Origin of the sequence: Longispora sp. NPDC051575 (genome assembly GCF_040681875.1) — a bacterium.
Lineage (GTDB): Bacteria > Actinomycetota > Actinomycetes > Mycobacteriales > Micromonosporaceae > Longispora.
Genome location: NZ_JBFAZP010000009.1, coordinates 351354 through 371264 on the forward strand (window position 1 = coordinate 351354; position 19911 = coordinate 371264).

Below are 19911 nucleotides of genomic sequence, written 5' to 3' on the forward strand. Positions count from 1 at the left end.
GCACACTAGTCGCATGCCAGGCGTACTCCCTTCCGGTGCTCCCGTCCCCACGGACGGTTCGCTGCCCCCCTCCGCCCTCGCCGCCGCAGGTTCATCCGGTTTCGGGGTGTATGCCCATGTCCCCTTCTGCGCGTCCCGCTGCGGCTACTGCGACTTCAACACCTACACGCCGAGCGAGGGCGTGACCCAGACCGGCTACGTCAACCAGGTGCTGGCCGAGCTCAAACTCGCCTCCCGGGTACTGCGCGGCCCCCGCCCCGTCTCCGCCGTGTTCGTCGGGGGCGGCACCCCCACCCTGCTGCCGCCGTCCGAGCTGGGCCGGCTGCTGGAGCGGATCGACGCGACCTGGGGCTTCACCGACGACGTGGAGATCACCACCGAGGCGAACCCGGAGACGGTCAGCCCGACGATGCTCAAGGAGCTCAGGTCGGCCGGCTTCAACCGGATCTCGCTGGGCATGCAGTCGGCGGCCCCGCACGTGCTGGCCGTTCTCGACCGCAAGCACAGCCCCGGCCGCGCCGTCCAGGCCGCGCAGGAGGCCCGGGACGCCGGCTTCGACCACGTCAACCTCGACCTGATCTACGGTACGCCGGGCGAGCGGCCCGAGGACTTCGCCGCGTCCCTCGACGCCGTCCTCGACGCGGGGGTCGACCACGTCAGCGCGTACGCCCTGATCATCGAGGACGGCACCCGGCTGGCCGCGCGGATGCGGCGGGGCGAGCTGCCGTACCCCGACGACGACGTGGCCGCCGACCGGTACCTGGCGGCGTCGTCCACCCTGGAGGCCGCCGGCCTGAACTGGTACGAGGTCTCCAACTGGGCCCGCCCCGGCGGCGAGTGCCGGCACAACCTGCTCTACTGGCGCGGCGGGGACTGGTGGGGCCTCGGGCCGGGCGCGCACAGCCATGTGGGCGGCGTGCGGTGGTGGAACGTGAAGCACCCCAACGCGTACGCGGCCCGGGCGGCCGACAAGGTGTCCCCCGGGGTCGGGCGGGAGCTGCTCACCGCCGAGGAACGCCGGATCGAGGAGATCATGCTGCGGCTGCGGCTCGCCGAGGGGCTGCCGTTGGCGCTGCTCGACGGGGCCGGGCTGGCGGCGGCGCACCGGGCGGTGGCGGACGGGTTGTTGACGCTGGTCGAGGACCGGGCGGTGCTGACGCTGCGCGGGCGGCTGCTCGCCGACGCGGTGATCCGCGACCTGACCTGAGGCCCGGCACGGCCCGGCGGGGACCGGCCCGGCCCGGCCCGGCCAGGCACGGCCCAGCCCGGCGAGGCGCGACGCCCCGATCAGGTCGGGGCGGGCCACATCAGGCCATGTCATGCCGGGGCCGGGCAGCGCGGGACCCGCTGCCCGGCGGATCCGTCAGAGCGCCCACGCGTACTGGACCGGCCACCCCGGCCGCGCCCCCAGCTCCACCGCCGCGCGCCGCGCCCACGACGGATCCCGGAGCAGCTCCCGCCCGAGCAGTACCGCGTCGGCCTGTCCGGTCGCCACGATGTCCTCGGCCTGCTTCGGCTCGGTGATCAGCCCGACCGCACCGACCGCCACCCCGGCCTCGGCGCGCACCCGGGCCGCGAACGGCACCTGGTAGCCGGGCCCGGTGACGACCTTCGCGTCCCGGGCGATGCCGCCGGAGGACGTGTCGACCAGGTCCACGCCGTGCTCGCGGAGCAGTCCGGCCAGCCGGACGGTGTCGTCCACGGTCCACCCGTCGCGCGGGTCGGCGGGGTTCTCCGTCAGCCAGTCCGTGGCGGAGGTGCGGTAGAAGACGGGCAGGTCGGCCGGCCACACGGCGCGGACCGCGTCCACCACCTCCAGCGCGAACCGGGCCCGGTTCTCGAACGACCCGCCGTAGGCGTCGGTGCGGTGGTTGGCGTGCGGGGAGAGGAACTCGTGGATCAGGTACCCGTGCGCGCCGTGCACCTCGACCACCCGGAACCCGGCGTCGAGCGCCCGGCGGGCGGCGGCGGCGAAGTCGGCGACGATGCCCCGGATCTCCTCGACGGTCAGCTCGGCGGGTTCGCGCAGGCCGTCGAAGGCCTCGGCGCTGGGCGCGACCGGGGTCCAGCCACCGTCGGCGTCCGGCACCGTCGCGGCCTCGGCCCACGGGGCGGTCGCGGAGGCCTTGCGGCCGGCGTGCGCGAGCTGGATGCCGGGGACCGTGCCCTGGGTCGTGAGGAAGTCGGTGATCCGGACGAACGCGTCGCGCTGGGTGTCGTTCCACAGCCCCAGGTCGCCGGGCGTGATCCGGCCGGCGGGGTTCACGGCCGTGGCCTCGACCAGGATCAGGCCCGCGCCGCCGGCCGCCCGGGCCGCCAGGTGGGTCAGGTGCCAGTCGTTGGGTACGCCGTCGACCGCGCTGTACATGCACAGCGGGGCCATCCAGATCCGGTTCGGGATGGTGAGCGATCGCAGGGTCAGGGGTTCGAACAGGGCGCTCACAGCCACTCCTTTAGTACGACAGGCTTCGTAGTACGGCAGATGTGAAACTACCATGCCTGTCGTACTATGGAAACCATGTCGCCGAGAGCCCTGCCACACCCCGCCACGGACGAGATCACCCTCGCCGCCGTGCTGCACGCCCTGTCCGACCCGGTGCGGCTGCGGATCGCGACGATGCTGGCCGACGGGCACGGCGACATGGCCTGCATCGCCTTCGACCTGCCGGTGACCAAATCCACGACCACCCACCATTTCCGGGTACTGCGGGAGGCGGGCGTCATCGCGCAGCACTACCAGGGCACGTCGAAGATGAGCACGCTGCGCCGCGAGGACCTGGAGGCACTGTTCCCGGGCGTGCTGACGAGCGTGCTGAACGCGGCACGCGGCGCACAGACCGGGGAAGCGGCGCACCCGGCCTGAGCGGACGCGGCCGACGTCGGACGCGTACCGCCGGTCATGTCACTGGCTGGTCGGGTGCGCCTTCCACCGGGCGAGGTCGTGACCGGTCTCGACGGTATTCGGGTGGTCGGCGCCGAGAACCCGAATCTCGTCCTCCAGCAGCGCCTCGAACGCGGCGAGCGCTTCCGCCACCTCACCCGCCTCCCCCCGCCAGTGGGCGACGTGGCCGCGCGTGCCGAGGGTGTGCGGGTGGTCCGGGCCGAGGATCCGGGTCTGGTCCACCAGCAGCGCCTCGAACCCGGCGAGCGCGCCGGCCACGTCGCCCGCCTCCCCCCGCCAGTACGCGATGCCGTGGCGGGTGTTGAGGGTGTGCGGGTGCTCGGTGCCGAGGATCCGGATCCGGTCGGCGACGACCTCCTCCAACAGCCTGATGGCCGCGTCCGGGTCACCCGCGTCCCCGTGGCAGTGGGCCAGGTTGTTGAGCGTGTTGAGGGTGTGCGGGTGGTCGGAGCCGAGTAGCCGGACCCGGTCGGTGAGGATCTCCTCGAACGCCGTGCCGGCCGCGACCGGGTGGTCGGCTTCCCGCCAACAGCGCGCGAGGTTGTTCCGGGTGGTGAGGGTGTCGAGGTGGTCGGGGCCCAGGGCCCGCTCGACCTGGGGCAGGAGCTCCACGAACGCCGCCAGCGCGACGGTGACGTCCCCGGTGTCCACACGCCAGTACGCGAGGTTGTTCCGGGTGGCGAGGGTGTCGGGGTGTTCGGCACCCCGGACCCGCTCGACGTCTGGCAGGAGTTCCTCGAACACGGCGATCGCACCAGCGCCGTCGCCGGCCTCACCGCGCCAGTGGCCGACGTCGGTGCGGGCGGTGAGGACGGACGGGTGGTCCGGGCCCAGGAGCTCCCCGAAGAGGTCCACGACGACCTGTAGCGCGGCGAGGGTTCCCGGCTCGCGGCGCAGGAGCGTGAGTTCGGAGACGGTGGCTTCGATCACCGGGAAGAACTCCACCACGCGTGCGGGTGCCGCGCCGCCGGTGCGCACCGCGTTGCCGACGGCGGGTGCCATCACCGCCCGGGCCTGGAGGGTCGCGGTGGAGAGCGGGACCTGTTCGGCCCGCCTCGCGGCCTTCCACAGTTTCCGGTACTCCTCGACATCACCGCCGAGCGCTTCGACCAGCAGTTCGACGTTGCCCCACACCGGCAGCTTCGGCCCCCGGAACGCCGCGGCGACGGTGGTGTACGAGATCGACGTGCTGCGCGCCAGGGTGCGCGAACTCGGTTCGCCGGCGTGCAGGTGCAGCTCGTGGAACTCGTCGAAGAACGTCCTGACCGGCCCGTCCGGGACCGCCGCGCGCTGGAAGGCCACCCTGCTCACTCCGCACTTTCCGTCACCGTTCTGCCGTGTTCCACGCTGTCAGAAACTGTGCGAAGGTGCCCGCAGCGCGTGCTGTCAGGTGTGCGACATCGCGCCGGAACTGTGCGAAGGCGTGCCGGGGGTGTTCGCCCCCGGTGGACCTTGAGGGTCATCGTCACGGAATGTCAACGGCCCGCCCTGGGGCCACAACCTGGAGTTACCCCGCCGCGCACCGCCCGGGGAGTTCCCGGAAGGACGTGAACCGCCATGCGCACCCCGTGGCAGGCCATCACCGCCAGCCCCCTGACCCGCGCCGTGGGCATCCCCGTGCTCACCGCCGCCACGGGCCTCCTACAGGCCGTCCTCACCGGCGCCTGGCCCGACCCCGACGGCTGGATCGCCATCGCCCAGACCCTCAGCGGCCTGTGGCCCGCCGCCCACGACACCGGATGCCGGGATGCCTGTCCGCCGCCCGACGAACCGGCCCAGCGGGTACGGGAAGCCGCCAGCCCCTACCCGCGGAGGTAGCTACCAGGAGTCGGCCGGGTCATCCGCCCGGCCGGCTCGCCGCCCCGTCGACGCGCAGGGGCGCGCTCCGCCCCGGTACCCGGAAAAGGGGTTCTAACGGATCGACAGGTGCACGTGGTTGGTGTGTGCGGCGGCCGGACCGCCACCGCCCGAGTAGGACCGCCACCCGGTGCCGGGCATCCAGATCTGCCGGTACCAGATCACGTAGAGCACCGCGAGCCGGTCGGCGTTGGCGATGTACCAGGCCGCGAGCCGGTTGCCGTACTCCCGGTCGGCGCCGCTGGCGTCCACGTCCTGGAAGCCGGACATGTTGGCGGCCCAGTCGCAGGCCCGGCCGCGCGGGTGCTCGCCGCCGTCCTCACCGGACCGGTAGCACGAGACGAAGTGGTTGAACCCGGCCTTCTTCGTCTCGTTGTACGCGTGCAGGGTCCGGGGCGAGATGCAGCCGCCGGTCGTCGGGTCCTTCACCGAGCAGCCCTCCGACGGCCAGCTGCCGTCCGGGTTGCGCGGGGCGGGGTTCGCGCCCGCCGGCAGCTCGCCGAACCCGAGGGTCGGGTCGCCGCCGCCGGCGTTCCGGAGCGCCTTGAGGGCGTCCTCCTGGCGCTTCTTCAGCTCCTTGAGCTGGCTCTCCTGCTCGTTGATCGCCGCGTCGAGGTCCTTGCGCTGCTGGGTCAGCGCCGCCTGGGCCTTCTTCAGGTCGGTGATCGAACGCGCGTCCCGTTCGGACATGTACCGCATGGTGGACGCCGACTGCAGGTACGAGTCGGCGGACGTGCTGTTCAACAGGACGTTGAGCTCGCTCGTCGTGCCGCCCCGGTACTGCGCCGCCGCCAACCGCCCGACCGCCACGACCAGGTCCTTGACCTTGGCCTCGCTGTTCGTCACCTCGACGGACAGCTCACCCTGGCGCTTCTTGGCGTTGGCGATGGCGGTCTTCGCGTCCTGGAACCCCTTGGAGGCGGCCTCCAGGGCGTCGCGCAGCGCCTTCGTGCCGCCCTCGGGGTCGGCCTGGGCCGGGGCCCCGGCCAGGAGGGTGGCCGCCATCACAACGGCCATCAATGCGGCGACACGACGACGTAATGACATGGGTTACTTTTTACCAGCCGACTTCTCGGGACCGTCACTGGTGCTCAGCGCTGCGATGAACGCCTCCTGCGGGACCTCCACCCGGCCGACCATCTTCATGCGCTTCTTGCCCTCTTTCTGCTTTTCGAGCAGTTTGCGCTTACGGGTGATGTCACCGCCGTAGCACTTCGCGAGCACGTCCTTACGGATGGCGCGGATGTTCTCCCGGGCGATGACCCGCGACCCGATGGCCGCCTGGATCGGCACCTCGAACTGCTGGCGCGGGATCAGCTTCTGCAGCTTCGAGGTCATCGAGACCCCGTAGGTGTAGGCCTTGTCCTTGTGGACGATCGCGGAGAACGCGTCGACCGGCTCGCCCTGGAGCAGGATGTCCACCTTGACCAGGTCGGCGACCTGCTCGCCCGAGGGCTCGTAGTCCAGCGAGGCGTAGCCCTTCGTCCGGCTCTTGAGCTGGTCGAAGAAGTCGAAGATGATCTCGCCGAGCGGCAGCAGGTAGCGGAGTTCCACCCGGTCGGCCGACAGGTAGTCCATGCCCTGGAGCACGCCGCGCCGCCCCTGGCAGAGCTCCATGATCGCGCCGACGTAGTCGTTGGGCGCCAGCACCGTGACCCGGGCCACCGGCTCGGAGACGGAGGCGACCTTGCCCGTCGGGTACTCGCTCGGGTTGGTGACGACGATCTCCTCGCCGTCGTCCGTGGTGACCCGGTAGACCACGTTCGGGGCGGTCGCGATCAGGTCCAGGCCGAACTCGCGCTCCAGCCGCTCCTGGATGATCTCCAGGTGCAGCAGCCCGAGGAAGCCGCACCGGAACCCGAAGCCGAGCGCGGCGGACGTCTCCGGCTCGTACACCAGGGACGCGTCGTTCAGCTTCAGCTTGTCGAGGGCCTCGCGCAGCTCCGGGTAGTCGGAGCCGTCGAGCGGGTAGAGCCCGGAGAAGACCATCGGCTTCGGGTCCTTATAGCCCCCGAGCGCCTCGGTGGCCGGCCGCGAGTTCAGGGTGACGGTGTCGCCGACCCGGGACTGGCGGACGTCCTTCACGCCGGTGATCAGGTAGCCGACCTCGCCGACGCCCAGCCCGGGGTGCTTCTGCGGCTCCGGGGAGCTGACCCCGATCTCCAGCAGCTCGTGCACGGCGCCGGTGGACATCATCTTGATCCGGTCGCGGGCCGTGATGTGGCCGTCGATGACCCGGATGTAGGTGATCACGCCCCGGTACACGTCGTAGACCGAGTCGAAGATCATGGCCCGGGCCGGGGCGTCCGCGTCGCCGACCGGCGGGACCATCTGCCGGACGACCTCGTCGAGGAGGTGCTCGACACCCATGCCCGTCTTGCCGGACACCCGCAGGCAGTCCTCGGGCTCGCAGCCGATCAGGTGGGCGAGCTCCTCCGCGTACTTCTCCGGCTGGGCGGCCGGCAGGTCGATCTTGTTCAGCACCGGAATGATCTTGAGGTTGTTCTCCATCGCCAGGTACAGGTTGGCGAGGGTCTGCGCCTCGATGCCCTGCGCGGCGTCCACCAGCAGCACGGCGCCCTCGCAGGCGGCCAGCGACCGGGACACCTCGTAGGTGAAGTCCACGTGGCCGGGGGTGTCGATCATGTTGAGCACGGCCTGGTACCCGGCCTGCTCGCCCTCCTTGATCGTCCACGGCATCCGGACGGCCTGGCTCTTGATCGTGATGCCGCGCTCACGCTCGATGTCCATCCGGTCCAGGTACTGCGCCCGCATCTGCCGAGGGTCGACCACACCGGTCAACTGCAGCATCCGGTCGGCAAGGGTCGACTTGCCGTGGTCGATGTGGGCAATGATGCAGAAGTTCCGGATGTATCCGGGTTCCGTCGCGCCTGGGTCGAGCTTCACTGGCACGGTGTCCTCGGGTCGATGGGCGTGGGCTGCCTCCGATGATCCCACAAACCGCGTGGCGGGCCGGCTGGTGGCTGGGGGACGATCGTGACCATGCGTAACCCAGGGGTCGGCTACACCTCCACCGCCGTCCGCCCCGACTGGAATTCCCTGCCCGCGGCCGTGCGCGCCCTGGTCGCCGACCGCCTCGGCGGCCCGGTCACCGCGGGCCCCCCGGCCGGCGGCGGCTTCTCCGGCGGTTTCGCCTCCGTGGTGCGCGGCCCGGCCGGCGCGCTCTTCGTCAAGGCGGTCAGCGCCACCGACAATCCGGTCATCGCCGACTGCTACCGCCGAGAAGCGAAGATCAACAAAGCGCTTCCCATCGGGGTACCGGTCCCCCGCGTGCACTGGCTCGCCGACACCGCCGACTGGGTCATCCTCGCGCTGGACGCCATCGAGGGCGCCCGGATGCCCGGCCCCGACGACCTGGACCGGGTCCTCGCCGCCTGGCACCACGTGATCGACGCCCTGGCCACTCCCCCGCGGGCGCTCCTCGACGTGGGCCTGCGCACGGCCGAGGAGGACAACGGCCCCGCCTTCGCCGGCTGGCGCCGGATCGCGGCCGGCGAGGTCCCCGACCGGATCCTCGGCGACTGGTTCCCCCGCGACCTGATCGTCCCCCTCGCGCACCTCGAGAACGACTGGGCCACCGCCACGGCCGGCACCGCCGTCGTGCACCACGACCTGCGGATGGACAACGTCGTCCTCGACGCGGCCGGCGCACCCTGGTTCTGCGACTGGAACTGGCCGTCCCTCGCCGCGAGCTGGTTCGACCTGCCGGCCCTCCTGGTGCCCGCGTACGCCGCCGGCCGCGACACCTCCGCCCTCCTCGCCCGGCAGCCCGCCCTGTCCGGGGTGACACCCGACCAGGTGGACGCGCTCCTCGCCGCCGTCGCCGGGTACTGGGCGGTGGCCGGGTCGCACGAGTACATCCCGGGGTCGCCGTGGTTGCGGCAGCACCAGACGTGGTCCGGGGAGGCGACGGTGCGGTGGATCGCCGAGCGGCGCGGCTGGCGGGTCGACTGACCGGCACGCGTGCGGCACCTGGCGGCCGGGCGGATGACCCACCTGGGGCCGGCTCCGCTCAGGCGGAGGCGCAGCCGGTTCGGGGCTCCCGCCTCCCTCGGCCCCGGCTCTGCCCTGCGCCCGCCAGCTCGGCCCGTGGGCGGTCCGAGCTGGGGTGGAGGTAGGTTGGGGGCGGTTCGGAGCTGGGCTCATTTTGGTCGGGCCGGCGTCGACTGGTAACCTTGCAATTCGCGCGTGCCCATTCGTGGATCTGATCCGTGGAGACGGCGTGCGTGGCAGTACTTCTAGGTAAATGACCCGACTCACAAGACCGAGGCTGTGTCGCGTGGCGAATATCAAGTCCCAGATCAAGCGCAACCGGCAGAACGAGAAGGCTCGCCTGCGCAACAAGGCGGTCAAGTCTTCGCTGAAGACCGCCATCCGTAAGTACCGCGAGGCGGTTACGGGCGGCAACGTCGAGGCTGCTGGTGAGCTCCTGAAGGACGCCACCCGCAAGCTGGACAAGGCTGCGAGCAAGGGCGTCATCCACAAGAACCAGGCTGCGAACCGGAAGTCGTCGATCGCTTCCGACTTCGTCAAGCTGTCTGCCTAGTCAGACCACACACTGAGCCGCCCCAGCCTGGCTGGGGCGGCTCAGTGTCGTTCCCTGCCCCGCCAGCCCGGTGCTGTGGTCCGCTCTGCCGGCTCGGCGCTGCGGTCCATCCTCGCCACACCACTGGCAGGCCGTGCACCTTCACCTGGCCGTCGAGCCGGTCGGGCTGGTTGGTCAGCGCCAAGCCGTAGCGCTGGGCAGGCCAGGCGGGTCCCGCCGCTCCGTTTCCTGGTCGTGCGGGCGCCGGGCGGGTGTCGTTTGCGTCACGTTGTGCGTTTAGGGTCACGCTAGGATGCGTCCGTGACGACGCCTTCGCAGGACCAGCCGCAACCTGACCAGTCCGCCGTCCCGGCTCCCGCCGAGGGCGGCCTGCCGTTGTGGCCGGACCACCAGGCGGAGAACCCGTCGGCGGTTCCCGCGCAGTCCGGGCCGCCCGCGGACTCCCGCGACCTGCCGCTGTGGCCTGCCGAGGACGCGCGCACACCGGTACTCCCCACCGCTGCGGACGGGGCGACCACGCCGATCGCCGCTGGCGGGCAGCACGGCCCCGGACACGGTCCGGCGCCGCACCAGCCGGGTCAGCACGATTCGGTACCCGGCCAGGTTTGGACCGGGGGTTCCCCGCCTTCGGGGGTCGTGCCCGGGTCGGGGCCGGCCGGGACGGCGGGGGCTCCGGGCGAAGCGGCTTGGCAGGGGGCTCCGCAGCAGGCTGCTCCCGGTGCGACCGGCGGTCCTTACGGCGCGGCTCCCGAGGGTCAGGCCGGGCCCTACGGCCCGGCGCCCGGCGTGCCCACCTACAGTCCTGACGGTCCTTACAGCACTGGCCCGGGCGCGCAGCCCGGTCCTTACGGGGCCGCTCCGAGCGGGCAGCCCGGGCCCTACGGTGCCACTCCGGGTGGGCAGCCTGGGCCCTACGGGGCGGCTACCGGGGTGCAGGCCGGTCCTTACTCGCCGGGGCAGCCCGGGGCCTACGGAGCCGAAGCCGGGCCCTACGCGCCCGGGGCTCAGCCGGGGCCTTACGGTGCCCCCTATGGTGCGCAGGCTGGGCCCTACGGTGCCGGGCAGGTGCCGCCGTATGGGCAGCCCGCCTATGGGACGCCCGGGTACGCGGTGCCGTCGACGGGTAAGTCCGGGGTCAACGTGGGGCTCATCGTCGGACTGGTGGCTGTGACACTCGTCATCGTGCTGGTCGGGGTCGGGGCGCTCGTCTGGGTGCTGAACGGCGAGGACGCCGCGTCGACCAGTACCTCGGAGAAGGGTATTTCGGGGTTGGTCGACTATCGGGCCACCACGCCCGGGGGGCTCGCGGCGACGCACACGCCCGGGGAGGTCACCTACCCGATGACGCCGCCGGCCGGTGGACCGCACAACCCGCAGTGGCAGAACTGCATGGGCGACGTGTACCCCCGCAAGATCACTTCGGAGAAGGCCGTGCACAGCCTGGAACACGGGGCCGTGTGGATCACCTACGACCCGCAGCGGGTCGTGGCCTCGGACGTGGAGAAGCTCGCCGCCAAGGTGCGGGGCGTGGACTACATGATGATGAGCCCGTTCCCCGGGCAGGGGGCGAAGATCTCACTGCAGGCCTGGGGGTACCAACTGGCGGTGGACAGTCCGACGGACAAGCGGATCGGGCAGTTCATCCAGAAGTACCGACTGACCGCGTCGCTGGAGCCCGGGGCGGTGTGCTCGGGCGGGGCTACCGAATAGTGGGGGCAGGGGGTGGTCTGCTAATCTTTCCGAGGTTCGCAAGGGCCCCCGTAGCTCAGGGGATAGAGCGCTGCCCTCCGGAGGCAGAAGCGCAGGTTCGAATCCTGCCGGGGGCACCATCGATTTCCGGGTAGTACACAGAAGCCTCTGACCAGCCAATATGGCAGTCAGGGGCTTCTCTCGTTGTATCCGGCTAGCCACGGCCGTATCCGGCCGCCTACGGGTTTCTACGTCAAATGGACGTCCAAGTTTTTCAGGCCCATCCGAGTGCCGAGTCGACCCGCTGACGCAGAAGCCCGATCCCTCCGTCCAGGCACTTCGCGTAGATCCGGTAGAGGATCTCTACCGACTGGCCCGCCCACTCGGCAGCATCAGTCGGCGGAACTCCCCCGTTGAGCCATGTCGAGATCGCAGCGTGCCGCAGGTCATACGGCACAGCCGCCAGCGGCCCGGCGGCCACTTCTCCCACGAACACCTCACGACGCGCTCTCCTCCACTCTCGGAGGATGGTTCCGGTGGGCAGTTCGGTGCCGTTGCGCTCCCCCACGAACAGCGGCCCGTCAGCGGAGGTGCCGAACAGGAACCAGCGGCATACCTGCCGGTGGTTCTTCTCGTAGTGACTGGCGAGGCCGAACCGTTGGTGCTTGTCAGGTCGCGGTATGACACCCAGCCCGGGGATGTCCTCCATACCGGCAGGCGGGTGCACGTACGGCTGTCGACAACTGACACACCAAACCGGGTGGATCCACAGCAGTAGCCGCTTGAACTTCACCGACCCCCCAACCACCCGAAGGGCGATGGCTGGGCCGTCCTGTTCAACGTGCGACCGGGCGTTCGCTTGGGGAGCTGGCGCATCCTCGCGAACGTCTCCATAGCCTCCGAACGTAGGTCGCACGGTTCAAGCTGCCCACACGTCGTGCACGTTCCTGAAGGTGAAGTCGTCAGGTGCTCGTCGATCAGCGCCTGCGCCTTGTCGAGCCGGTCAAGCGCGGCGGTACCGAGGTAGATGGTCACAGCTGCTTCACTCCCGCACTCCCCGCACATGCCACCCGTTGCCCACCGGACACTCAAACGGGACAGCCACGTAGTCCTGCCCGATCCGGTCCTCGAACGTCTTGGCTTCCCGCTCACTCAGGATCGTGCGGTGATCGCAGCTCCGACAGGGCGTCGGCCGCGGAACCGATCGGTTACCAGCAGCCCGGCTATCCACGGCGCACCCCACGAGCCGGAGCGGCGATCTGAGCACCCTTCTCCTTCTCCAGCCTTCGCTCTACTGCCAGGCGGTGCGCGCAGGGAGCCTTGACGTAGCGCAGCCACATCTCCACACAGCCGAAGCACCAGCCACTATCTCCGCGCAGTCGGCTGTGGTAACTAGTGACGTCCTTCGTGGTCATGTTTGCCCGCACCCACGATTCCCACTCGGCCTGTTCTTGTGCGCCCATCGCCACGGCGGCTCCTCAGGGTTGGACGGCACCGAGATGAGCGGGGTCGGACATCGGGTCGAGTGGCCTCGGGGAGGAGCCACTGACATCTGCCCGGAGCCCGGCACCCATCCCGGTGCCAGATCTGGGAGACCCGGGCAGAGGAGCCCGCTGTGCAGGTTCGGGAACGCGGTGCCCGGATCTCTCGGAGATCATCCGTCGCAAGGGCCTGACCAGGGCAGATCGCACGGGGGTCACACAGAATCACGGCGCGTTGCCGGCCGTGTGACCCCTGATACACTCCGTTTCGTCCCGCCATATTCCGTTGGGGGTCGATCATGGAACGTCAACCAAATCGATCTCTGGAATCGTTGTTGACGGCCGCTGGGTGGAGCAATGCCGGCCTTGCCAAGCGCGTCAACGCGGCCTGCCAGGCGTCGGGATTCTCGCGCTCGTACGCACCGACCTCGGTGGCAAACTGGCTGCGCGGCATGGTGCCGACCGACCCAGTCCCGCGGATTCTGACCCAACTCTTCAGCCAGCAGCTGGGCCGCGTCATTTCGCTTCGCGCTCTGGGCCTTCCCGAAGACGTGCCGCTCGACCTCGGCCTCCATTGGGAACCAACCGCCACGGACGCCGTCAGCACGGTGGTGGACCTGTGGACCGTCGACGCCCAGCCCGACTCGCCGCTCCTGGGCACGGAGTGGATCGCCAGCGCGTTCGCGGCGCCTTCACGCGAATGGCTCCTAGGTTGGTTCGACGAGGACCTGGCCCATCACGGCGACCGGCGAGTCGGAGCGCCAGAGGTAGAAGTTGTGGCCTCGATGTGCGACGCCTTCTCCTCCGCCGATCACCGACTCGGCGGCGGCTACGCCCGCGCCACCCTCATCCACTACTTCAACGAGATCGTGCAGCCGCTACTCAAGGGCAGCTATAGCCACGCGATCGGTAGCCAGCTCCTCAGCGCCGCTGCCCGGCTATGCGACCTCGGCGGCTTTATGGCTTTCGACTCCGGCTACCAGGGGCTCGGCCAGCGCTACTACATCCAGGCCCTGCGGCTCGCCCGTGCCAGTAGTGACCACGCCCTCGGTGCCCACATCCTCACCGACATGGCCATGCAGGCCCATTACCTGGGGGACGCACTCGAAGCAGTCTCGCTAGCCAGAGCTGGCCACCGAGCAGCGCTCGACGCCGGTTCGCATGGATCTGCGGCGCGCTGTTTGGCAATCGAGGCGCGGGCCCATGCCCGCCTCGGGGACTCCCGGCGCTGCGCCGCAGCCATGAATCAGGCCGAGAACGCTATGGAAGGTCTCGTCCTCGACGACGAGCCGCTCTGGATTCGGTTCTTTACCCACATCCAGCTGCATGCCGAGTTCACCTATGCCAGCGCGGACCTGGGCAGAACCGCCGACGTGCAGCGGTTCGCCAGCGTCGTGGCCGCCGATGCCAGCGGCGGCATGGATCGCCGCAAGGTGCTGGTGACGGCGACGCTCGCTTCGTCGTTCTTGACTGTCGCCGGTAATTCGAGCCAGAGCGACGTCGACCAGGCGTGCGCCGCACTGAGGAGCACGGCACCTCTCCTCCAGGCGCTTACGACTAGGCGGGGAGTGGAGGCGGTCAACGCCACCCGGCGGCAGCTCCAGCCGTTCGGTCACCTCGGAGCTGTCCAGGAGCTCGAAGCCGAGTTGCGGCCGTTGATCGGGGCGGCAGCGTAGGGGGCACGAAACCCTGCCGCATAAGCTTGCAAAGTGCAGCAATGCGGTCAGATCATCTCGGCCATTAGCCAGTCAGTCGAGCTTGTCGGTGCCTTCGTGCTGTTTGGTAGAGCTTGGTGGACCTTCCGGAACAAGGGGAAGCACGCCGCCGAGAGCAGATTTGGAGATGTCGCCCGGCTTCGTCAGCTCATCGCCGAGATGATCGCGGGGAGCGGCATCGGCTGGGGTGCGGGCATCATCGTGGCCGGACTCGTCCTGGCGACCGTGGGCGGCTGGCTACAGGTCTAACGTCGACGCTTCGAACGCGCCGAGATCGTAGGGCAGAGGTAACCTCGGCCAGTGACCAGCTCACCGCACAACCCGGTCAAGGAAGCGGCGGAGACATCGGCGCTGCGCCACGCGTTGGAGACGGCCTGTACAGCGCGCGGACTGTCGATCGCCGGCGCCAAGCTCATCCACCACTACAGCAACGCCGTGTACTTGCTGCCTGAGGAGAACGCCGTCGCCCGGATTACCCACAGCGGGGATCTCGACCGAACCCGCTGCATCCAGGGAGTCGTTCACTGGTTGGAGTACAGAGGGGTTGCCGCAACGGCACCGCGGCTGGACGCCGAAGTGGTAGCCGTTGACGAGGCGACCACCGTCAGCTTCTGGAACTACTACCCCCAGCCCGAGGGCGGACGGGAGTTCAACTCGGCGCACCTGGCCCGCATCCTCAAGGACTTGCACGAAGCCGAGCCACCTCCCGTGCGGTTGGAGCAGTGGAAGCCGCTGACCTCGCTCTCCGCAGTGCTCGACATCCCAGAGCATGCGGAAGCCCTCGCGCTTGACGACCTGGCCTGGCTCCGTGAACTGGTGATTGACGTCCAAGCTCGCGTCCAGGCCCTCGACTCGCCACTCGGTCACGGCCTGATCCACGGCGACGCCTGGGCGGGCAACCTCTTGTGGAACACCACCGTCGGGCCAGATGCAGCTGTGCTCGGTGACTGGGACTGGGTGTCGATCGGGCCGCGCGAAGTCGATCTGGTGCCGACGTGGCACGCCGCCCGTCGCTACGGCAAGGGCCCAGAGTGGACCGCCACCTTTGCCAGCGTCTACGGCTACGACCTTGCCCAGTGGGACGGGATCGAGTCTCTCCTGCTTATGCGCGACCTGATGCAGATAACGGGGCCCTTGAGGCGGGCGCGGGACAACCCGGTGTTCCGGGAGGTGCTGCGGGAGCGGGTGGAGGGTGTACGGAGTGGGGCAACTGGGGGTTGGCGGGGGTTGTAGCGACATCAATGGGCGTTCTGGAATGTGGAAGCACCGGGAGTTGTACCCAATTTGCTAAAAGCACAGAATGGCGCTCCCTGAAAGCTACGCTGAAGTTCATGACGCCGACAGAACCAACTGAAAATCGACTAACTCCAGCCCCGAGGAGATGCCAGGAAACCGCAGGCCAAGAATTGACCACCGCACTGCACGTCAGGCCGTGATGATGCTCAGGTTCACAAGCCGATAGCCCATAGCTTCCGTGCTCACGTCGAAGGTTCGAGCTAGTCTCGCAATCAACTCATCCCGCGAGTCGGCACCTACTTCGAGTTCTCTTTTAAGCTCCACAAAGATTAGATCCTGCGGCATGAGAATGGCGGCGGCGAAGCCATTTGCTTCAACCTCTTGCCGATGCGTGCCCAAGCTTGAGTTCTCGTCTCGCATACCAACGAGGACTGAGTAGTCAGTGATGAGCGGATCGTCATGCAATAGCAGGTGGCCGAGTTCATGCGCTATCGTGAACCTCTGCCTGCGTGGGCTGGTCGCGGTGTTTACGCCAATAACCCACCTCCCACCTTCGCGCAGAGCGAAACCCGATTCGTAACCCGGGAAGTGGTTGCGAAGAATAAGTGCACCCTGAGCCTCAGCTATAGCCTCGATTGGCACTGGAGGTTCCACCACATTATGCTCAGCAAGGAGACTATTAATGTAACGATCCGCTTTTGATGTAGCCATTCTAGGAACCCCGCTTCGGGGCGGCCATGGATGCCTTCGCGATGGTGCTCTGCACGAAGTCCTGCATACCTGCCTGGTCATTCACCAAATGTTCGGTGACGTCAGTCATTAGCAGCATCCCATTGAAAGTGGGCCCATTCGGCAGTAGATCCGAAGCTCGCATATTCAACAGTTCCCCGATCAAAACAAGCAGGTGAACTGGAATGCGTTGCCGGCCCGCTTCCAAGTTTGCGATTGAAGAACGAGTCATGCCTACCGCCTGGGCAAGGTCGTCTTGAGTCAAGCGCGCCCGCTTGCGCGCTTCCCGAACTTTACGCCCTATATGGCCATATAGGGCGTTGACGCGCTCCTCAAGTTCGCTCGCCATATACCTCTCCAGTCCAAGTGGCGATCATCGTAGCATCAAAAACGTTTATGTAGCAAACGTTCAACGGCGAACACTACGGCCGGGTTGACATCAGGGGCGTCGTCGCCTAGCGTCCAAGAGTGTTAACACGTTGGCAGTGAACCGTCAGTGCTGCTGACATCAAGGGCCGTCGGGGGGAACTCGCGGCTGATGGCGTGTGCGAGTAGCACGCGCACAGAGGGGACTACGACATGGCAACCATCGGAACCACCGCACGGACCGGCGAGCGATGCCCTGAGAGCGGCGTCTGGAAGGTCGTCGGGACTCCGTCGACCACTGCACCGATCGCGAAGAACGACGTCATGCCGCCGTACAACAACGCGGCAGTCACCTGGCAGCTCATCCAGCTGGCGTAGCTGCCTTCGGGTGCGGCGCAGCCCTGGCTTCTGAGCTGCGCCGCGTTACGATCACCCACGATTTGAGTGATCTGGTCGTCCATGCACCAGGCTAGTTTGCTGGTCTGTGGACGGCCTCTTGCCGTTCAGGATCTACCTCGCCCGGTCCACGGGGCATCTTGAGGCAGAACTCGCCGCCCAGCAGGCGTCGCGCCTCCCAGTCCGGGCTCGAAAGACCCCCGATCAGGGGCACCACAGATTTCCGGGTAGCACACAGAAGCCTATGACCAGCCAGTATGGCAGTCAGGGGCTTCTTTCGTCGCGCGCCTAACCCTGTTGGGGCCGCGCGGCACTGGGCGGGACGTACCCATCGAGGGTTTCGAAGGTTTGCGCCTCCGGCTCGGTCAGGACCGTGCGGTGGGCGCAATGCCGAACTCACCTCCGAACGCGGCATCGGCCTGATCCACGCCGATGCCCGGACCGAAACCTCACCGTCGGCTGACGGGTCACTCGGTGTCCAGTGCCGCCAGTTCGCCGCGTACCCAGGTGAGGATGTCCGGGCGGTCACCGGCCGCGTAGTGCACGATCGCCTCCTCGTAGCAGGCGCGCGCCTCGGCCCGGCGGTCGAAGTGCCGGAGCGTCTCGGCGCGCGACAGGATCATGGCGGCCATGGCCGTACCCATCTGGAGGTCCTTCGCCAGTGACTCCGTCGCGTCGTGGTAGCCGAGGGATGTGGGCGGGTCGCCGAGTTCCCGGTGGCTGACGGCCAGGCCGAACACGGCGTTGAGTTCGATGAGCTGGTGGTCGAGTTCGCGGGCGCGGGTGAACGCCTCCTCGAAGTGTCCGAGAGCCTCGGCGGGCTGTTTCCTGGCGAGTGCGACCCGGCCGAAGGTCAGCTGGGCGACGGCCGTGACGTAGGGATAGTCACCGGCCTCGGCGAGGGTGACGGCCTCGGCGGCGACCGCGTCGGCCTCGTCGAGCCGGCCGAGTCCGAGGAGGGCGCGGCTGAGGGTGGCCAGCGGGATGGGGCCGTTGTCGGCGGAGTCGAGGGCACGGTAGAGGTCGACGGCCTCCTGGAGCGGGACGAGGGCCGCGGTGAAGTCGTCGGTCGTCTCGATGGCGTAGCCGATCAGGTGCAGGATGTACAGCTCGGCGCGGCGGTCGTCGGTGGTGCGGACCAGGTCCAACGCCTCCCGGGCCAGGGCGACCGCGTGGGCGGCGGCGAACGTGTTGACCTGGCCGCCGGCCCGGTGCCGCATCAGGGTCGCGCGGGCGGACGCGTCGCCGAGCCGGCGGGCGGCGGCCTCGCCGGCCAGGGTGACCGTCACGATGTCGTGGTGGTGCTGGACCCGGGCCCGGAAGTACGGCACCAGGGCCTGGGCCAGGGTGCACGCGTGTCGGTCGGGGCCCGTGGTGATCGCGGCGACGAGGTTGGCGCGTTCGGTGTCCAGCCAGCGTAGGGCCGTCTGCGGGGAGTTCAGGGTGGGGAGGGTCGCCGGGGGCCGGTCGACAGGGAACGCCATCCGCCAGTCGCGGTTCGGGAGCCGGTTCGCGGCGGCGGTGGTGGCGGCGGCGTAGTAGTCGAGCAGGCGGTGGACCGCGCCGTCGCGGTCGGCCTGGGACAGGTTGGTCTCCGCGGCGGCCCGGGTGTGCTGCCGGACCAGGTCGTGCAGCTGGTAACGGCCCCGGGCGCGCTGCTCGACCAGGTGCGCGTCGGTCAGGTCCTCCAGCGCGCTGGCCGCCCGGTGCAGGGGCAGGTCCGCGAGGGCCGCCACGGCGTGGGCGTCGACGTCGTCGCCGGGGATCAGGCCGAGGAGTCCGAACACCTGGCGTTGGTCGGTGGCCAGCCGCTGCTGGGAGACAGCGAACGCGCCGGCCACGCTCCGGTCGCCGACGTCGAGGACGGCGAGCCCGAGATGTTCGTCGCGCAGCAGGTCCGCGAGGTAGGCGACGTCCCATGTGGTGCGGTGCCGGAGCCGGGCGGCGGCGAGCCGGATCGCCAGCGGCAGCCGCCCGCACAGGCGGAGCACCTCGGCGGTGGCCTCCGGTTCCGCGGCGGCGCGGGCCCCGCCGAGCGACCGGTCGAACAGCTCCACCGCCTCCACGTCGGACAGTGGCTCCAGGGACACCGGGCGGACCCCGTCCAGGCCGGCCAGGCGGCGGCGGCTCGTGATCAGCGTGCGGCAGCTGGGCGTGCCGACCAGCAGGGGCCTGACCTGGGCCTCGTCGGCGGCGTTGTCGAGTACGACCACGGCCCGCCGGTCGGCGAGCCGGGCCCGCCACAGGCCCGCGACCATCGTCGGGTCCTCCGGGATCGCCGCGTCGGGCACGCCAGCCTGCCGCAGCAGCGTGCCCAGGGCGCTGGTCGGGTCGACCAACGCCCGGCCGGGGGTGAAGCCGTGCAGGTCGACATAGAACTGACCATCCGGGTACTTCTCGGCCAGCCGGTGCCCGAGGTGCACGGCGAGGGTGGTCTTGCCCATCCCGGCCATCCCGTCGATGACGTCGACCGTGCCCGCCCGGCCTGCGGTGAGGGCCTTGACGAGGGCCGCCCGACCGGTGAAGTCGACGGCCGCCGCCGGCAGGTGGTTGAGCGCCGTCGCACCTGACGGTCGGGTGCGACGCTCCTGGTCGGCGCGCTCCCACAGGGGACGCAGCTCCAGCGGATCGCGGTCGCTGAGCCGGCACAGCGTCTCCACCAGCGGCCAGGGCGGCAGGAGTTTGCCCGCCAGGTAGCGGGCCAGGGAGGAGTCGCTGGCGTGGGTGTGCCGTTCGAGCTGCTTGAGCGTCAGCCCGGCCCGGCTCCGCGCCTGCCGCAACTCCTCGGCGAGCGTGACCACCGCCGACTGTGCCATCCAACCCCCCGGCTGTCCCACCGTCATCCCACGTTCCGCGTGACCTCGCAGGTCAGAGGCAGGGTCGTCCCGAAACTACCCGAACAGTCCGACGGATCTTGTGGGCCGAACGGCCAGGAACCAGGCTGACGGCAGAAGAGATCCACGAACAGCCGGA

At 69.4% G+C, this 19911-nt stretch carries 18 protein-coding genes and 1 tRNA gene; 10 read left to right on the top strand and 9 right to left on the bottom strand.

The window, feature by feature from the left end:
* Positions 1-13 precede the first annotated feature (13 nt).
* The gene (gene hemW / locus AB0M43_RS28590) at positions 14-1207 is read left to right on the top strand and encodes a radical SAM family heme chaperone HemW (RefSeq protein ID WP_363728869.1); all 1194 of its coding nucleotides are present in this window, start codon (positions 14-16) and stop codon (positions 1205-1207) included.
* Positions 1208-1363: 156 nt separating this feature from the next.
* Here the strand turns inward: hemW and AB0M43_RS28595 are convergent, their stop codons facing one another.
* The gene (locus tag AB0M43_RS28595; RefSeq protein WP_363728870.1) at positions 1364-2443 is read right to left on the bottom strand and encodes an NADH:flavin oxidoreductase/NADH oxidase; all 1080 of its coding nucleotides are present in this window, start codon (positions 2441-2443) and stop codon (positions 1364-1366) included.
* Between the two features lie 75 nt (positions 2444-2518).
* Here AB0M43_RS28595 and AB0M43_RS28600 point away from each other — a divergent pair, with 75 nt between their 5' ends.
* A complete protein-coding gene (locus AB0M43_RS28600; protein ID WP_363728871.1) occupies positions 2519-2863 on the top strand; it encodes a helix-turn-helix transcriptional regulator in 345 nt (114 codons plus the stop codon).
* A gap of 39 nt (positions 2864-2902) precedes the next feature.
* On the opposite strand, the gene AB0M43_RS28605 is transcribed toward AB0M43_RS28600, so the two are convergent.
* Positions 2903-4213, bottom strand: a complete 1311-nt coding sequence (locus AB0M43_RS28605) for a tetratricopeptide repeat protein (RefSeq protein ID WP_363728872.1) — start codon at positions 4211-4213, stop codon at positions 2903-2905.
* Between the two features lie 246 nt (positions 4214-4459).
* Between AB0M43_RS28605 and AB0M43_RS28610 the strand changes: the two genes are divergently transcribed.
* A complete protein-coding gene (locus AB0M43_RS28610; RefSeq protein ID WP_363728873.1) occupies positions 4460-4720 on the top strand; it encodes a hypothetical protein in 261 nt (86 codons plus the stop codon).
* Between the two features lie 93 nt (positions 4721-4813).
* Here the strand turns inward: AB0M43_RS28610 and AB0M43_RS28615 are convergent, their stop codons facing one another.
* Positions 4814-5806 (bottom strand): hypothetical protein, encoded by a 993-nt coding sequence (locus AB0M43_RS28615; protein ID WP_363728874.1) that lies wholly within the window; start codon positions 5804-5806, stop codon positions 4814-4816.
* Positions 5807-5809: 3 nt separating this feature from the next.
* On the bottom strand, positions 5810-7666 hold the full coding sequence (lepA, locus tag AB0M43_RS28620) for a translation elongation factor 4 (RefSeq protein ID WP_363728875.1): 1857 nt from the start codon (positions 7664-7666) through the stop codon (positions 5810-5812).
* Positions 7667-7762: 96 nt separating this feature from the next.
* Between lepA and AB0M43_RS28625 the strand changes: the two genes are divergently transcribed.
* From AB0M43_RS28625 to AB0M43_RS28640, 4 genes are all read left to right on the top strand, one after another.
* Positions 7763-8734: an aminoglycoside phosphotransferase family protein gene (locus AB0M43_RS28625; protein ID WP_363728876.1), complete on the top strand. Its 972-nt coding sequence runs from the start codon at positions 7763-7765 to the stop codon at positions 8732-8734.
* Positions 8735-9059: 325 nt separating this feature from the next.
* On the top strand, positions 9060-9326 hold the full coding sequence (rpsT, locus tag AB0M43_RS28630) for a 30S ribosomal protein S20 (protein WP_363728877.1): 267 nt from the start codon (positions 9060-9062) through the stop codon (positions 9324-9326).
* A gap of 1161 nt (positions 9327-10487) precedes the next feature.
* Positions 10488-11036 (top strand): DUF3105 domain-containing protein, encoded by a 549-nt coding sequence (locus AB0M43_RS28635; protein WP_363728878.1) that lies wholly within the window; start codon positions 10488-10490, stop codon positions 11034-11036.
* A 44-nt stretch (positions 11037-11080) separates the two neighbouring features.
* Positions 11081-11155 (top strand) — tRNA-Arg (locus AB0M43_RS28640).
* Between the two features lie 134 nt (positions 11156-11289).
* Here the strand turns inward: AB0M43_RS28640 and AB0M43_RS28645 are convergent.
* Positions 11290-11724 (bottom strand): hypothetical protein, encoded by a 435-nt coding sequence (locus AB0M43_RS28645; protein ID WP_363728879.1) that lies wholly within the window; start codon positions 11722-11724, stop codon positions 11290-11292.
* 1071 nt (positions 11725-12795) lie between these two features.
* Here AB0M43_RS28645 and AB0M43_RS28650 point away from each other — a divergent pair.
* From AB0M43_RS28650 to AB0M43_RS28660, 3 genes are all read left to right on the top strand, one after another.
* The gene (locus AB0M43_RS28650) at positions 12796-14172 is read left to right on the top strand and encodes a hypothetical protein (protein ID WP_363728880.1); all 1377 of its coding nucleotides are present in this window, start codon (positions 12796-12798) and stop codon (positions 14170-14172) included.
* Between the two features lie 96 nt (positions 14173-14268).
* Positions 14269-14460, top strand: coding sequence for a hypothetical protein (locus tag AB0M43_RS28655; protein WP_363728881.1), 192 nt, complete (start codon positions 14269-14271; stop codon positions 14458-14460).
* A gap of 51 nt (positions 14461-14511) precedes the next feature.
* The gene (locus tag AB0M43_RS28660) at positions 14512-15444 is read left to right on the top strand and encodes an aminoglycoside phosphotransferase family protein (RefSeq protein ID WP_363728882.1); all 933 of its coding nucleotides are present in this window, start codon (positions 14512-14514) and stop codon (positions 15442-15444) included.
* Positions 15445-15636: 192 nt separating this feature from the next.
* Here AB0M43_RS28660 and AB0M43_RS28665 read toward each other — a convergent pair whose 3' ends face one another.
* The 4 genes from AB0M43_RS28665 to AB0M43_RS28680 all read right to left on the bottom strand — a co-directional run bounded on the left by AB0M43_RS28665 (position 15637) and on the right by AB0M43_RS28680 (position 19754).
* Positions 15637-16101 (bottom strand): ImmA/IrrE family metallo-endopeptidase, encoded by a 465-nt coding sequence (locus AB0M43_RS28665; RefSeq protein ID WP_363728883.1) that lies wholly within the window; start codon positions 16099-16101, stop codon positions 15637-15639.
* Positions 16102-16159: 58 nt separating this feature from the next.
* Positions 16160-16525 (bottom strand): helix-turn-helix transcriptional regulator, encoded by a 366-nt coding sequence (locus AB0M43_RS28670; RefSeq protein WP_363728884.1) that lies wholly within the window; start codon positions 16523-16525, stop codon positions 16160-16162.
* A 223-nt stretch (positions 16526-16748) separates the two neighbouring features.
* Positions 16749-17003 carry a hypothetical protein gene (locus tag AB0M43_RS28675; protein WP_363728885.1) on the bottom strand — a complete coding sequence of 85 codons (255 nt, stop codon included), beginning with the start codon at positions 17001-17003 and terminating at the stop codon, positions 16749-16751.
* A gap of 402 nt (positions 17004-17405) precedes the next feature.
* On the bottom strand, positions 17406-19754 hold the full coding sequence (locus AB0M43_RS28680) for a helix-turn-helix domain-containing protein (RefSeq protein WP_363728886.1): 2349 nt from the start codon (positions 19752-19754) through the stop codon (positions 17406-17408).
* Positions 19755-19911 lie beyond the last annotated feature (157 nt).